The sequence below is a fragment of the Streptomyces sp. NPDC048473 genome (genome assembly GCF_043200155.1).
In the GTDB taxonomy this organism is placed as follows: Bacteria; Actinomycetota; Actinomycetes; order Streptomycetales; family Streptomycetaceae; genus Streptomyces.
Genome location: NZ_JBICXE010000027.1, coordinates 1 through 14,467 on the forward strand (window position 1 = coordinate 1; position 14,467 = coordinate 14,467).

General features: G+C 70.0%; 12 protein-coding genes and 2 pseudogenes. 5 read left to right on the forward strand and 9 right to left on the reverse strand.

Translation table 11 applies throughout. The features are described from left to right. Positions 1 to 378: 378 nt before the first annotated feature. The 7 genes and pseudogenes from ACGFU7_RS32570 to ACGFU7_RS32600 all read right to left on the reverse strand — a co-directional run. Positions 379 to 987 (reverse strand): annotated as a pseudogene (locus tag ACGFU7_RS32570) (DUF6629 family protein); the annotation flags it as partial. A 137-nt stretch (positions 988 to 1,124) separates the two neighbouring features. Next, positions 1,125 to 1,577, reverse strand: a complete 453-nt coding sequence (locus ACGFU7_RS32575; RefSeq protein WP_393700618.1) for a hypothetical protein — start codon at positions 1,575 to 1,577, stop codon at positions 1,125 to 1,127. Between the two features lie 63 nt (positions 1,578 to 1,640). Continuing rightward, positions 1,641 to 2,753 carry an XdhC family protein gene (locus ACGFU7_RS32580; RefSeq protein ID WP_393700619.1) on the reverse strand — a complete coding sequence of 371 codons (1,113 nt, stop codon included), beginning with the start codon at positions 2,751 to 2,753 and terminating at the stop codon, positions 1,641 to 1,643. After that, positions 2,746 to 3,117, reverse strand: a pseudogene (locus ACGFU7_RS32585) (hypothetical protein); the annotation flags it as partial. The gene ACGFU7_RS32580 and the pseudogene ACGFU7_RS32585, both read right to left, overlap by 8 nt. A 57-nt stretch (positions 3,118 to 3,174) precedes the next feature. Further along, entirely contained in the window at positions 3,175 to 3,375 is a 201-nt protein-coding gene (locus tag ACGFU7_RS32590; protein ID WP_393700620.1) for a hypothetical protein, read from the reverse strand. Continuing rightward, positions 3,354 to 3,653, reverse strand: coding sequence for a DUF1876 domain-containing protein (locus ACGFU7_RS32595; protein ID WP_393700621.1), 300 nt, complete (start codon positions 3,651 to 3,653; stop codon positions 3,354 to 3,356). Before ACGFU7_RS32595 ends, ACGFU7_RS32590 begins: the two co-directional genes overlap by 22 nt. Positions 3,654 to 3,816: 163 nt before the next feature. Beyond that, entirely contained in the window at positions 3,817 to 5,076 is a 1,260-nt protein-coding gene (locus ACGFU7_RS32600) for a D-arabinono-1,4-lactone oxidase (RefSeq protein WP_393700623.1), read from the reverse strand. A 335-nt stretch (positions 5,077 to 5,411) separates the two neighbouring features. Here ACGFU7_RS32600 and ACGFU7_RS32605 point away from each other — a divergent pair, with 335 nt between their 5' ends. Then, positions 5,412 to 6,959 carry a sugar transferase gene (locus ACGFU7_RS32605; RefSeq protein WP_393700625.1) on the forward strand — a complete coding sequence of 516 codons (1,548 nt, stop codon included), beginning with the start codon at positions 5,412 to 5,414 and terminating at the stop codon, positions 6,957 to 6,959. A gap of 114 nt (positions 6,960 to 7,073) precedes the next feature. On the opposite strand, the gene ACGFU7_RS32610 is transcribed toward ACGFU7_RS32605, so the two are convergent. Beyond that, the gene (locus ACGFU7_RS32610) at positions 7,074 to 8,057 is read right to left on the reverse strand and encodes a GDP-L-fucose synthase family protein (RefSeq protein ID WP_393700626.1); all 984 of its coding nucleotides are present in this window, start codon (positions 8,055 to 8,057) and stop codon (positions 7,074 to 7,076) included. A gap of 114 nt (positions 8,058 to 8,171) precedes the next feature. Here ACGFU7_RS32610 and gmd point away from each other — a divergent pair, with 114 nt between their 5' ends. The 4 genes from gmd (at position 8,172) to ACGFU7_RS32630 (ending at position 13,264) form a co-directional block, all read left to right on the forward strand. Beyond that, positions 8,172 to 9,185 (forward strand): GDP-mannose 4,6-dehydratase, encoded by a 1,014-nt coding sequence (gene gmd / locus ACGFU7_RS32615; RefSeq protein WP_393700628.1) that lies wholly within the window; start codon positions 8,172 to 8,174, stop codon positions 9,183 to 9,185. A 301-nt stretch (positions 9,186 to 9,486) separates the two neighbouring features. After that, positions 9,487 to 11,748, forward strand: coding sequence for a LamG-like jellyroll fold domain-containing protein (locus ACGFU7_RS32620; RefSeq protein ID WP_393700630.1), 2,262 nt, complete (start codon positions 9,487 to 9,489; stop codon positions 11,746 to 11,748). Beyond that, complete coding sequence (locus ACGFU7_RS32625; RefSeq protein ID WP_393700632.1) at positions 11,745 to 12,440, forward strand: hypothetical protein; 696 nt, start codon at positions 11,745 to 11,747, stop codon at positions 12,438 to 12,440. The genes ACGFU7_RS32620 and ACGFU7_RS32625 overlap by 4 nt, the downstream gene beginning before the upstream one ends. Then, a complete protein-coding gene (locus ACGFU7_RS32630) occupies positions 12,437 to 13,264 on the forward strand; it encodes a glycosyltransferase family 2 protein (protein ID WP_351197243.1) in 828 nt (275 codons plus the stop codon). The genes ACGFU7_RS32625 and ACGFU7_RS32630 overlap by 4 nt, the downstream gene beginning before the upstream one ends. 1 nt (position 13,265) lies before the next feature. On the opposite strand, the gene ACGFU7_RS32635 is transcribed toward ACGFU7_RS32630, so the two are convergent. Next, a complete protein-coding gene (locus tag ACGFU7_RS32635; RefSeq protein ID WP_393700634.1) occupies positions 13,266 to 14,426 on the reverse strand; it encodes a glycosyltransferase in 1,161 nt (386 codons plus the stop codon). Positions 14,427 to 14,467: the final 41 nt, after the last annotated feature.

The window sequence follows — 14,467 nt, forward strand, 5'->3', positions numbered from 1 at the left end:
CTTGACCTCGCGCTGGCCCGTCTCAAGGAGGCCGGACTGGTGCGCGAGCGCACCACGCAGCGAACCGATTCCACCCACGTCCTGGCCGCGGTGCGCGACCTGACCCGCCTGGAGCTGATCACCGAGGCGGTCCGCGCCGCGCTCGAAGAAGTCGCCAGTACGTCCCCTCACCTTCTCGACGAGCTGGTCGACGAGGACTGGGGGCTCCGCTACGGCCGGCCGGTCCGCCTGGGCAAGAACCCCACCAAGCCCAAGACCAGGATCCTCGCCACCGGAAACGACGCGGTCCGGCTTCTGGAACACCTCTACCGGCACGCAACAGACCACACGTCCGGCCCTCGCATCCGGGCCCTGCGCCAGATCTGCGGCGTACCGCTCCGCGGGGCGTCGACGGGTCCAGCCGAGCAGGATCACCGAGCACACCGCCGCGAAGGCGCACCAGGTCGAGACGAACTCCAGTCGCCACAGCGCCGCACATGCGGCGGCCCCGACCGCGACCAGCACGCCGAGCCGGCGAAGCAGGCGGTCCCCGGACAGGAGCAGTGAGCCCACCGTGGCCAGGAGGTACCCACCGACGAGCAGCCCGGAGTTGGCAAGGTCGAGGACGTAGCCGAGGGTGTGCCCGCGGGTCTCGGCGGTGACGGGGCGGGTCACCAGGCAGTATGCAAGCGGGACGGCGGTCGCGATTCCGGCCGCGAGGGGCACCAGCAGCCACCGTCGGGCGTGCGGGGGCGCGGCGCACAGCACACCCAGCGGAACCCACAACGGCAGCAGCGGAAGGGCGATGACGGCCCAGGCAAGGGTGGCGGGCCCGGTGCCGCCGCCCGAGCGCCAGATCACGGACTCGATGATCTGATGGGCCCCGAGGAGCAGCGGCAGCGCCGCGAGCGGCAGGTCACAAACCCGGCGCGCGTGCGCGACACACGCCACTCCGACGGCGGCAATGCCGGTTCCCGCGACGAGATCGGCGGTCGCACTCCAGCACATGGCTCCCCCCTGGACCCGGCATCGTGGCATCGGTCTCTTCCATGCGCAACGCTACGGCTCTCCCGGCAGGCGCCCGATGTGACACGACCGGCACACTCCGCCGCAGCGCCAACGGGTGCAGCTGCGGCGGGCGAGGATCACGACCGGTGCGGCGCGTGCGATCGCGGCAACGGATCCTGCCGCGCGTCCGGCCACCGGGCCGCTGCGGTGCGCAGGAGATCGATGGGCTCGGCCTTGCGCATCTGCGTGCTGTCGGACGCGGCGGATTCCGTACCGTCGGCGACGGCAGCAGCAGTGGACGGTTCTTCCGAGGCCGACAGTTTTTGCGACAGGCAGTCGGCGAACCGGCCGATGAGTTTTCCGCTCACATCGACCATGACCCCGCGGCCGGACTGGGCCGGCCGTCCGGTGACGGTCAGGTCGGTGGTCACGGCGACCGTCGTCCCTCCGTCGTGACCGGTCGGTGTGCCCTGGCCCCGTACTTCGTTGCCCCGGGCGGACAGGACCACGCGGTGGGCCGGCTCGTCCTCCTCCAGGAAGGTCGCCGTGCCCCGGTACGTCACGGTGATCGGTCCCACGCGCTCTTTCACGGAGCCCTTGATGGTCTGCTCCTCACACTGATCACAGGGTCATGAATCACAGGGGTCACGAAGTCACACGGATTTCGGCCTCGTCGGGTGGACCGCCCCGGACGTGTCCGTGAGCGGGCTGCCGGTGCCGCCCCAGCGCAGTGCGACGATCTCCGCCGCGATCGAGACGGCCACCTCCTCGGGGGTACGCGCGCCGAGATCGAGGCCGATGGGCGAGCGCAGTCGCGCCAGTTCCGCTTCGCCGAGACCGGTCTCGCGCAGCCGGGCCAGGCGGTCCTCGTGGGTCCGGCGGCTGCCCATCACGCCGATGTACGCGGCCGGGGTGCGCAGCGCCACCTCCAGCAGCGGGACATCGAACTTCGGGTCGTGCGTGAGTACGCACATCACGGTCCGCCCGTCGGTCTCCGTGTCACGCAGATACCGGTGCGGCCAGTCGACGACCACCTCCGCACCGTCCGGGAACCGGCGGGGGTCGGCAAAGGCGGGGCGTGCGTCGCAGACGGTGACGCGGTAGCCGAGGAACGCACCGATCCTTGCCACCGCCGCGGCGAAGTCGATCGCGCCGAAGACCAGCATCCGGGGCGGCGGGGCGAACGACTGGAGGAACACGGTGACGTCGTCCTCGCGCCGTTCGCCGTTCGGGCCGTAGTGCCGCAAGCCGGTTGCGCCTTGGGCGAGTTCTCCTCGTGCGTCGGCGGTGACGGCGGCGTCGAGGCCGCTCGCGCCCAGCGATCCGGAGACGCTGTCCGGCCAGACGGCGAGAGCGGCGCCGCGCGGGGCGGGTCCGTCGGTCACGGTGGCGACCACCACCGGGCGGTGCCCGGCGACCGATGCGGCGACCTCGCCGAAGGAGGTGTCGTACGCCGCCGTCACGGGGCGTACGAGGAGGGTGATCTCGCCGCCGCAGGTGAGGCCGACGGCGAAGGCGTCCTCATCGCTGTAGCCGAAGGTCTGGAGCTGGGCCCGGCCCGTTTCCACGACCTCCTTGGCCAGTTCGAAGACCGCGCCCTCGACGCAGCCGCCGGAGACGCTGCCCACGACCTCGTCGTCCGGGCCCACGGCCATCGCCGCGCCGGGGCCGCGCGGTGCGCTGCGGCTGACCGCGACGACGGTGGCGAGCCCGAACGGCTCCCCGGCGGTGTACCAGCGGCTGAGCGCCGGAAGGATCTCACGCATCGGCCACCGCCCCCCGCACCACTGCCGCCAGCCGTTCCAGGGCATCCGGGCCGTGCCCTTCGACGAACGCGTCCACGTACGGCAGCGCCAGGGCGTCGAGGGCCTCGGCCCAGTCGATGGTTTCGGCCACTGCGGGCAGCTTGAGCAGATTCTGGGTGCACAACTGCTGCACCACGGCGGTGACTTGTGCGGCGCGAGGGGCGGTCACCTGGGACTGGCGGCTGCGGACGATCGCGAGTTCACGGTCGAAGCCCGGGTGGTCGAACCAGTGGTACAGGCAGCGCCGTTTCAGTGCGTCGTGGACTTCCCGGGTGCGGTTGGACGTCCGTACGACGACGGGGGGTGACTGGGCGCGCGGCTCGCCCGGTCCGTCCCCCGGCGCGTCCGCTCCGATCGCCCCGGTCGCCGGTCCCCTCACCTGTCACTCCATCCCGGCCGCGGCCGGCTCCGCGCGCCGGATCAGCACCCGTGCGAGGTGTTCGCGGTACTCGGGCGTCGCCGACAGGCCGGAAGCCGGACGGGTGCCCTCGGCCGCGGCTTCGGCGGCCCGCGCCACTGCGGCCGGTTCGGCCTGATCGCCGGTGAGTGCCTCCTCGGCGGTCAGGCCGTGGTGTCGGACCATGCGTACGGCGGTGCGACGGGCCCGCTCGCGGGTCCCGCTCCGACCGTTTCCAGTTCCTGGTCGGCGGCCTTCATCAGCTGCGCGGCGACATCCTTCATGGCGCGGCTCGCCGCGAGTTCGTCGCCGATGGCGGGGACGTCCACGTCCTGCGGGTTGCAGCGGGCGACCCCGTGTCCGACGAGCTTTTCGGAGCCGGTGTCCAGCACCGCCTCGGCTCTGGTCGTACCGTCGTCCTCGGACAGACCGACGCGGACCTTCCACTCCAGCGTGCGAGTCATCGCGCACCTCCTGCGACCGCGCCCGGCCTCGGTCCGCCGCCACAACGCAGTCCTGTCACCAGGATCCACCCGGCCGGGTCCGTTCGCGCGTTCCGGCTCGTCCTACGGGGATCACACCGCCGAAGTAGGACCGGGCGGCCGGGACACCGCTGCGGAAGACGGCTCACCTCAGGAAGTGGCGTGCCAGGAAGTCGTTGCGGAACTTGCCCTCCGGGTCGAACCTGGCTGTCAGCCGCTCAAAGTCGGCGTACTTCCCGTACAGCCTGCGCAGTGTCCCGGGGTCGGTGGTGAACACCTTTCCCCAGTGCGGCCGCGCACCGAACGGTGCCAGGGCCTCCTCGATCGCCCCGAGCACCGGTGTGACGGCGGCTGTGTCCGGCACCCAGGTGAAGTGGAAGGCCACCGAGTCCCTGCCGCTCGCCGGGCTCAGCCACAGATCGTCGCGGGCGACGGTACGGATCTCGGTGATCTGCAGCAGCGGGGCGATCCGCTCACGGAGCCGGCCCAGTGCCTCGTACGCCGCAGGCGCGTCCTGCCGGGCCACGAAGTACTCCGACTGCAGTTCGTCCCCGTTGCTGGGGGTGAACTCCAGGCGGAAGTGCGGAAGGCGCCGGTGCCACGGTCCGGCAACGCCCTGCTGACGGGTGCAGTTCTCGGCCGGCATCCCACCGATCGGATGGCGCGGCCCGTCCGAGAGCCGCGCACCGAACCATTCCTCGGGCGCCCGCTGCGGCCCCTCGGAGCCCACCCGCTGCTTGAGCCACACCTGATTGAGCGGCCCTTCCCGCCAGTCGGTGAAGACGCTGACGCTGTACGCGGCCGACATCACCTCGTCGAAACTGCCCGTGAGCCGGGACTCCGGCAGATCCTCGTAGACCCACTGCTGTACGTCAAAGGCGGGCACCAGGTCCAGCGTCAGCGCGGTCACGACGCCCAGCGCGCCCATGGCCACCACGGCTCCGGGGAAATCCGCGTCGCCGCGCCTCAGTGACACATTCCGGCCGTCGGCCGTGACCATGTCCAGCGCCCGGACGGCCCCCGCAATGGAACTGTTACCGACTCCCGAACCGTGGGTTCCGGTCGCGCAGGCCCCGGCAACAGAGATGTGCGGCAGCGAACCGAGGTTGTGCAGGGCGTACCCGTTCTCGTGCAGTACGCCGGCGAACTCCCCGAAGCGCAGCCCCGCAGCGACGGTGACCGCCCCGGCCTCCCGGTCGATCTCGACCCTCCGGGGCAGCCCGGCCACCGACACCAGATCGCCGCCGGTGTCGGCGACGGAGTTGAAGGAGTGCCGGGTACCGAGCGCATGCACCGCGGCAGAGGCGGACACCGTCTCCCGCAGCTCGGCCTCGGAGCGGGGCATATTCAACCGCTGCGCCCCGAACGTGATGTTTCCGGCCCAGTTCTTCTCCGCGGAAGTCACCGCACGTCCCCACTTTCACTCATGGCCGGGTGGCGTGATCCCGACGGTGCATCCTCCCAGACGAACCTGTTGGTGAGACCATGCAACTGGTGACGTACATGTCCGCACACCATCCGATTCCGGCACCTTCCAAATGCGAACAGTCACCCACAGACCAAGAGATCCAGCACGGAACGGGACGAGTTCCGAGTCAGTGTGCATGTCTGAACTTCACTGGAACTCCAGCGAAATGGCACGTGTGTGGATATCGTGCACCGAGCGAGGGCGCATCCGTCAGTCCATGGGATCGGCGGATGCGCCCCGTTTGTGGCGATGCAACTGTGACTGGGGGGTTCATGGGGCATGTCGAGCTACCCGATTCGGACAGATCAGGACCTGTGGGACTGGCGGGGGCGCCGCGTCCACGGACTGCTTCAAATCGGCCTCGCAGCAAGGAACTCGACGATCTGTGGAGGGCGCCGACCGTACAGCGCGAACGTTCAGGACCGGCCGCGACGAAGAGAAGGACAGGCCGGTGTCTGCCGGTCGTCATCGGGGCCGAACTTCTCGGCCTGGGGATTCCGGCATGGCTCGTCCTGCGGGCCGGCGGGCAGTCGCGGGCCGCGGTCGCCGCGGCTGTGGCCGCGCTTGCGTGGTCCGGTATGCGGGCCGCGCGCGGCCGGTACGCGGACCGGCCTCCGGACAACCCGCCGGGGGTACTGAGCACGACCGGCGACTGGCTGCTGCTCATCGGCGTACTCGCCGTGTTGCGGACCATGACCGGCGATTCGGCCGATCCCGCGACGGCGGTCGTGGCACTGCTGCCCGGCCTGCTCGTGGGCATCGCGATATGGGGGGTGCGGCGGCTGCCCTGGCCGGGGCGGCGGCAGCGGGCTGTCCGGCGGGTACTGGTGGTCGGTGAGGCTCCGGGTGTGGAACGCGCGGTGCAGCTGCTCGGTTCCCGGGCGGACCATCCGTACTCGGTCGTGGCCGCCATACCGGTGGGGACCGCGACGCTGGAGTGCGAGGTCCAGGTGCCGGGCCGGCTCGCACCGGCACCCGCCGACGACGATGCGTCGACGGTGCTGGGCGGAGCCTTCGCCCATGACGCGGACCTGGCTCTGGTGGTGCCCGGGCCGCAGCTCTCCGAGGAGCGGCTGCGCCGGCTCTCCTGGGGGCTGCACGACGGCGGACTTCCGCTGTCCGTGCTGTCGGAGCTCTCGGGCATCGCGGCCGGCCGGGTACGGCCGTCCGCAGCGGCCGGGCTGACCCTGCTGCACATCGCGCCGCCGCTGCGCCGGGGACCGCAGATGGCCCTGAAGGCCGTGGTGGACCGTACCGGCGCCGCACTCGGTCTGCTGGTTCTGGCACCCCTGCTGCTCCTGATCGGGGCGGCGGTGCGGCTCGGCTCGAACGGGCCGGTCTTCCACCGCCAGATCCGCCACGGGCAGGACAACCGGCCGTTCACCATGTGGAAGTTCCGGACGATGGTGGTGGACGCCGAGAGCCACAAGGCGCAGCTGATCACGGCGAACGAGAACGACGGCCCGATGTTCAAGATGCGCCGCGACCCCCGGGTGACCGGGATCGGCCGTCTGCTGCGCCGGACGTCTCTCGACGAGCTGCCGCAACTGCTCAATGTGCTCCGGGGCGACATGTCGCTGGTCGGTCCACGGCCTCCGCTGCCGGACGAGGTGTCCCACTACGACGAGCGCGAGCTGAGGCGGCTCGCGGTCAGGCCGGGGCTGACCGGCCTGTGGCAGGTCAGCGGGCGCTCGGACCTGTCCTGGCAGGAGACCGTCTCGCTCGACCTGTGGTACGTCGACAACTGGTCGGTGGCCACGGACATGGGACTCATGGCCCGTACGCTGCGCGCCGTCACCGACGGCCGCGGGGCGTACTGAGAGCGGCGGCCGTCGATGCGAAGAGTGCGAAACCACCGGCCGTGCGGGGCCGGAGGGACGGGCGGCCGTCGCGTTGCGGCGGCCGGCCCGCGCCGGCCGGCCCGTCGGGTCCGCTCAGACCTGTGCGGTCTGCCGCTCCAGCCACCACGCGTACGTACGGGCGATCCCGTCACGCAGCGGAATCTGCGGTGCGAAGCCGAGGGAGGTGAGCCGGGAGACATCGAGCAGCTTGCGCGGGGTGCCGTCGGGCTTCGATGTGTCCCATTCGACGGAGCCCTGATATTCCGTCACACCACGTACGGTTTCGGCGAGTTCGCTGATCGTCAGGTCCTCGCCGCAGCCGACGTTGACGGGCCCCTCGCCGTCGTAACGCTCCAGCAGCAGGAGGCACGCGGCGGCCAGATCGTCGACGTGCAGGAATTCGCGGCGCGGGCTGCCGGAGCCCCAGAGCGTGACCGCGGGCGAGCCGTCCCGTCGCGCCTCGTGGAAGCGGCGGATCAGCGCGGGCAGTACGTGCGAGGTCTCCAGGTCGAAGTTGTCGCCCGGGCCGTAGAGGTTGGTGGGCATGGCGCTGATGTACGAGGCGCCGTACTGCCGGCGGTAGGACTGGGTCTGCACGATTCCGGCGATCTTGGCCAGCGCGTATGCCTCGTTGGTCGGCTCCAACGGGCCGGTGAGCAGGGCGCTTTCGGGGATCGGCTGCGGGGCGCGCTTGGGGTAGATGCAGGACGAGCCGAGGAAGAGCAGCCGCTCGACCCCGGCTCCATGCGCTCCGGCGATGACGCTCAGCTGGATGCGCAGATTGTCCTCGAGGAACTGCACCGGATACGTGTTGTTGGCCATGATCCCGCCGACCTTGGCGGCGGCCAGCACCACGGCGTCCGGACGGACCTCGCGGAGAAATGCCTCGGTCCGCGCGGCGTCGCGCAGATCGAGGCGGTCGCGATCGCGGGTGATCACCTCGTGTCCGCTGGCGGTGAGGCGGCGTACCACCGCCGAGCCGACCAGACCGCGGTGGCCCGCGACGAATATGCGGGCGCCGGGTCGTAGGAGGGGGCGGACGAATTCCTGGGGAGGGCCGGGGAAATCAGTCGTCATGGCTCGGATTGTGCCAGCAGCCGCAGGCCGCGGTGATGTTTTGCCGCAGATCGCTCAATTCCGATATTTCGGTGAGAACCAACAGCCTTTCAGGCGAACACAGAGGGGGGAGCCGTGGCGAAGACCGCGCTCATCACCGGCGTGACCGGACAGGACGGTTCGTACCTGTCCGAGCTGCTGCTCGACAAGGGGTACACGGTCCATGGACTGATACGCCGCTCGTCGAGCTTCAACACCGAGCGGATCGACCACATCTACCAGGGACCGGAGGAAGAGAACCGTTCGTTCGTCCTGCATCACGCCGACCTCGCCGACGGGGTCGCGCTGGTGAATCTGCTGCGCGACATCCGGCCGGACGAGGTCTACAACCTGGGTGCGCAGTCACACGTCCGCGTCTCGTTCGACGCTCCGCTGTACACCGGTGACATCACCGGTCTCGGCACCATCCGGCTGCTGGAGGCCGTCCGCGCGAGCGGAATCGACACCCGTATCTATCAGGCGTCCTCGTCGGAGATGTTCGGCGCCACCCCGCCGCCGCAGAACGAGAAGACCCCGTTCCATCCGCGCAGCCCGTACAGCGTCGCCAAGGTCTACTCGTACTGGGCGACTGTCAACTACCGCGAGGCGTACGGGATGTTCGCGGTCAACGGGATTCTCTTCAACCACGAGTCCCCGCGCCGCGGTGAGACGTTCGTGACCCGGAAGATCACTCGTGGGGTGGCCAGGATCAACGCGGGTCTGCAGACCCACCTCCACCTGGGCAATCTCGACGCCGTGCGCGACTGGGGCTACGCCCCCGAGTACGTCGACGCGATGTGGCGGATGCTGCAGTGCGACAACCCGGACGACTATGTGGTGGCCACCGGCGAGGGTGTCAGCGTCCGGCAGTTCCTGGAGTACGCCTTCGCGCACGCCGGCCTGGACTGGCGGGAACACGTCCGCTACGACGCCAAGTACGAGCGCCCCAGCGAGGTCGACGCGCTGATCGGTGATGCCGCCAAGGCCGAGGAACTGCTCGGCTGGAAACCGGCCGTGAAATCGCAGGAGCTCGCCAGGATCATGGTCGACGCGGACATCCGTCAGCTGTCCGACCAACTCGCCGGAGCCGCCGTGCGGGTGGACCGATGAGGCATCCGGGCACATCCGACAGCCGCACCGCCCTGCCGGTCACCGTTACGTGGACCGGTCCGGCAATCACCCACAACACCCGGCCGTCGCACCCCACGACCGTGCCGGGGACCAACACGGGCACGACCTCGGCCTCCACCGGCTGCCCGGTGGACCCGAGCGCGTCCGCACCGGTCCGGGCCCCGGGCCCGGACCACTCACTCGTGCTTGCCGGCAGCGGGACGCACCGTCTTTGCCGCCGGTCGGACGAGGCAGGAACCGCGGCCTTCCGGCCGCAGCTCGTTCTCACCTTCGGAGCTGAATGATGAACGGAAGTACGGGGCGCAGACCCAACGGACGCGGCAGGGCACGTGCCGCGGCCGCCGCGCTCTGCCTGCTCGCCGGAGCCCTGACCGCCGCCGCGTCCGGGGGCTCCCCGGCCGCGGCCCTCACACCCCCGGTCTCCCTGACCGCGGACGACCTCACCACCTGGCAGACCAACGGCATCGTCTGGTCGATGGCCGCGTCGGACGCCGGTGTCGTGTACACCGGCGGGACCTTCTCCACCGTCCGGCCGCCGGACGCGGCCGCCGGAACCTCCGAACAGCCCGCGGTGAACTTCGCCGCGTTCGACGCGGCGACCGGTGCACCGACCGGCTGCAGCCTGTCGTTCACGCTCTCGTCGGGGACGGCGACCGTACGGGCCCTCGTCCTCTCCCCCGACCAGAAGACCCTTTACGTCGGGGGGCAGTTCGGGGCGGTGAGCGGGGTCGGGGTGAGCAATATCGCCGCGATCGACACCACGACCTGCACCCCACGCCAGGACTTCAAGGTCTCCGTCTCCGCGACGGTACGGGCGCTGGCCGTCACGGCCGACACCGTCTATCTGGGCGGTGACTTCAACACAGTGGCGGGGCAGACCCGGAACAAGTTCGCCGCGGTCACCACCGGCGCCGCGCTGAAGCCGTGGACGGCCAACACCGACGAGGTGGGCCGGGCCGTGGAGCTGACGCCCGACCAGAAGCACGTGCTGATCGGCGGTGACTTCTTCACCGTCAACGGCACCACCTCGCACGCACTGGCCGTCGTGGACGCCACCACCGGGGCCGTCGCCAAGAGCTACCCGGCCGGCTTCATTCCGAACACCTCCACGGTGCAGGACCTGACCACGGACGCCACCGGCTTCTACACCGCCAACGAGGGCACCGGAGGCGGTGTCTTCGACGGCCGGATCGCGCTGAACCTCAGCAACTTCGAGCAGCGCTGGCGGGACACCTGCCTGGGCGCCACCCAGGCCGTTCTCGTACACAACGGCGTTCTGTACAGCGGGAGTCACGCGCACGACTGCGCCAGCATGGGTGAGTTTCCCGACCAGCCCCGCAGGCATCTGCTGGCCCAGTCCGTCGACGACCCGAAGCTGCTCCCCTGGTTCCCGGACACCAACGACGGCATCGGGGAGCCGGTGGGACCGCGGGTGATGGCACAGACCGACAAGGGCGGCCATCACTATCTGTGGGTGGGCGGCGAGTTCACCACCGTCAACGGCTCCGCGCAGCAGGGCCTCACCCGGTTCGCCGACGGTCCCGACACCGGGGCACCGTGGGTGCCGAACGTCAGCCTGTCCACGGTCGCCGCGGGCAAGGTGGAGGTCAACTGGCAGACGAGCTTCGACACCGACGACGGGGAGCTCACCTACCGGATCTACAAGGACGGTGCGAGCACCCCGGTGTACACCACGACCGGATACTCGCTGTTCTGGGACCGGCCGCAGCTGAGGTGGACCGATACGGACGTGGCCGCGGGTGAGACCCACTCGTACCGGATCAGTGCGAGCGACGGCACCAACACCAGTGCCAAGTCGCCCGCCCTGTCCGCCACCGTGGCATCCGCGGCCGGGAAGTACCCCGCCAGGGTGCTGGCGGACGGTGCCTCGCTGTACTGGCGGTACGACGAAGGCACGTCTACCTTCGCCGGAGACACCGGCAATGGGCTGGACAACGGATTCCTGCGCAACTCCCCCGCCTACCGCCAGACTCCTGCCGCTGTCGCGGGTGCCTCGACCGCGATCGGCTTCAACGGATCGAGCCAGTACGCGTACAGCAACAAGCGTCATGCGCAGCCCACCAGGTTCTCGGTGGAGACATGGATCAAGACGACGACCACCAGGGGAGGGAAGATCATCGGCTTCGGCAATCTGACCCTGCAGAACAGCAACCAGTACGACAAGCATGTGTACATGCGCAATGACGGACGGCTGATCTTCGGCGTCTACAGCGGCGGCACCAGAACCATCACTACGCCCGCCGCCTACAACAACGGCGCCTGGCACCATGTCGTCGCCACGCAGGGCACCGGCGGCATGGCGCTGTACGTGGACGGGCAGCTCCGCGCCTCCAGCACCCTGTACACCGGCAACGAGAGCTACAGCGGCTACTGGAGGGTGGGCGGGGACAACCTGAGCAACTGGCCGAACCAGCCAACGAGCAACTTCTTCGCCGGGCAGATCGACGAGACCGCCGTCTACCCGACCGCACTCAGCAGCTCGCAGGTCAGTGCCCACTACGCCCTGAGGACGGGTGGATGAGGTATCCGTTCCCGGCCGGCGCCGCCGTCGTCGTACTGACGGCGGCGCTGGCCGCCTGCGGCTCGTCCTCCGGCGGGCACAAAGCGGCGAGCGGCGAAGGGCCGTCCGCCACCCGGGCCCCTGTCGCAGCCCCGTCGGCCGGTCCCGGCGCCACCGCGTCCAGTGGTCCTTCGGCTCCGCGGACGAGCGAACCACCGACACTGCCCACCGATGAACTCACCCCGGCCACCGGCTCCTTCAACAAGAAGCAGAAGGAGTATCTGGTCGACCGCGTGCCCAGGGGCATGGACCCGGCGGCCGTGCTCCAGACCGGTCAGGAGACCTGCGACAAGCTGACGTACCTCGTCAAGGTCGACCGGGACACGGCGGTCGGCGCGATCGTGACGGGGGAGATCGCCGACGCGGAACCCGCCGTCGAACACCTCTGCACCCAGCACAAGGAGCTGGTGCGGGAGGCCTCGCGGGGGTACGCGGACGGCACGTACAAGGACGAGCAGATCCGGCCGGGCCGCTACCACGACGTCACTCCCACCAAGAACTGCACCTGGCAGATCACCGGGGCGAACGGCAAGAGCCTGGTGTCGGGCTCCTCCGCCTCCGGGAAGCGGGCCGGGATCACCGTCCCGACGGCGGCCCGCGCCTTCACCTCCACAGGCTGCTACGCCTGGCTGCCCGAAGGAGACCACGGATGAGCAAGCTGCCGATAGCCGTGGCGATCCCCACGAAGAACGAGGGGCTCAACATCGCCGAGGCGGTGAAGTCGGTGCTCGGCCACTTCGAGGCGGTCGTCGTCGTCGACTCGCACAGTACGGACGACACGGCGAAGATCGCCGAGGAGTGCGGGGCCGAGGTGATCACGTACACCTGGGACGGCGGTCATCCGCGCAAGAAACAGTGGTGCCTGGACCATGTCCGCACAGACCTGGACTGGATTCTGCTGCTCGACGGGGACGAGCGGCTCAGCCCCGGTCTGCTGGCCGAACTGCGGCAGATCTTCGCCGATCCCGGCGCGCCGAAGCCCGCGGCGTACGACATACCGCTGGGTTACTGGTTCTCCGGGAAGCGGCTGCGGCACGGCTACACCATCCGCAAGCGGTCACTGACCGACCGCACCCGCTGCCGGTACCCGGAGGTCGGGGATCTCGAAGCTCCGGGCATCGGCGAGGTCGAGGGCCACTACCAGCCGGTTGCCGAGTCGGCCGGCTCCCTCCGCAATCCGATCGAGCACCAGGACCTCGATCCGGTCACCGCGTGGTTCGAGCGGCACAACCGGTACTCGGACTGGGAGGCGTGGCTGGAGCACCACCCCGAGGTCAAGGAGCAGGTGCGGAGGGTGAAGTCGCGCCAGGGGCAGCTGTTCCACAAGGCGCCCTTCAAGCCCCTGGTGTCGTTCGCGTACATGTATGTGTACCGGCGGGGTTTCCTCGACGGGCGGGCGGGATTCGACTTCGCGCTGGCGATGAGCTTCTACCGCTGGCAGATCGCGCTCAAGTCCCGTGAGGGGAAGACCGTTTGACTCAACGGCCCTTCCGGCGGACCACGTCCTCGTAGGTCCGCCGGAGGGTCCGGGTCACGACCTCGATGGTGAAGTGTTCATTGACCAGGTCCCAAGCGGCCTTCCCGGCCTGTGCGTTGGCCTCGGGTTCGAGGAGTTCCAGAATGGCCCCGGCGACCTTGAGCGCGTTCTTCCCGTCCTCGCCGACACGGCTGTCGACCACCCGGCCCGCCCCGGCCCGCGCGACATCGGGGCCGAGGCCGCAGGTGCGGGTGATGACCACGGGTGTGCCGACCGACATCGCTTCGAGGACGGATACGCCCAGGGGTTCCTCGATCGACGGCAGCACGTACACATCGGCCTGCCGGCCTGCCGCCAGGACCTCCTCGTGGTCGAGCGGTCCCACCTGGTCGAGGGAGTCCATCACCCCCAGTCGGCGGGCGAGTTCGAGGGTTGCGGGCAGCGCCCCGGTGTCGGGACCGGCCAGCACGAACCGGGCATCCGGGTGCTCGGCCAGGACCGTCGGCATCGCGGCGACGAAGTCCTCCGGGCGCTTGCGCTCCTGGATCCGGGCCAGGAAGAGGACCGTCGGCGGCCGCCCGGGCTCGCGGGCGGGCCCCGGTTCCTGCGGCCTTACGCCGTTGACCAGCCGTACGGTGCGGGTCAACGGCACCGGTGCGGCAACGGCGTTCACATCGAGGCGTTCCATCTCGGTGAGGTGCAGCACGGCGTCGGCTCGGCGCAGCACTTTGCGTACCCCCAGCAGATCGGTCAGCTGGGCGACCCGTTTCTCGGTCGGGTCCACCATGCCGTGGGTCTGGACGACCAGGGGGGTGCGGGAGGCCAGCGCGAGCAGCGCAGCGGGCAGCGTCACCAGGTCGCGCATCAGATGGACATGGACGAGGTCGGCGCCGCGCATCATGCGCCGGGCGGCGAACAGGAGTGCGCCGGAGGTGATGCCGCTGACCTCGAACATGGGGAGCAGATGGCGGGCCTGGAAGAGATGGACCGGTACTCCCTCGACCTCGCGCGGCAGCCGGCCTTCGAAGCCGTCGCCCAGGGCCATGATGCGGGCGTCGTCGCCCACGGCCCGCTGGGCCTTCGACAGGTTGAGCGCCACCCTGGTCGGGCCGCCGAACGCATGGTCCGGGGTGTGCAGAGTGACGACGTGCAGGATCTTCACCAGGGTTCCCCTCAACCTCGGCCGACCTTTTACAGACTAGT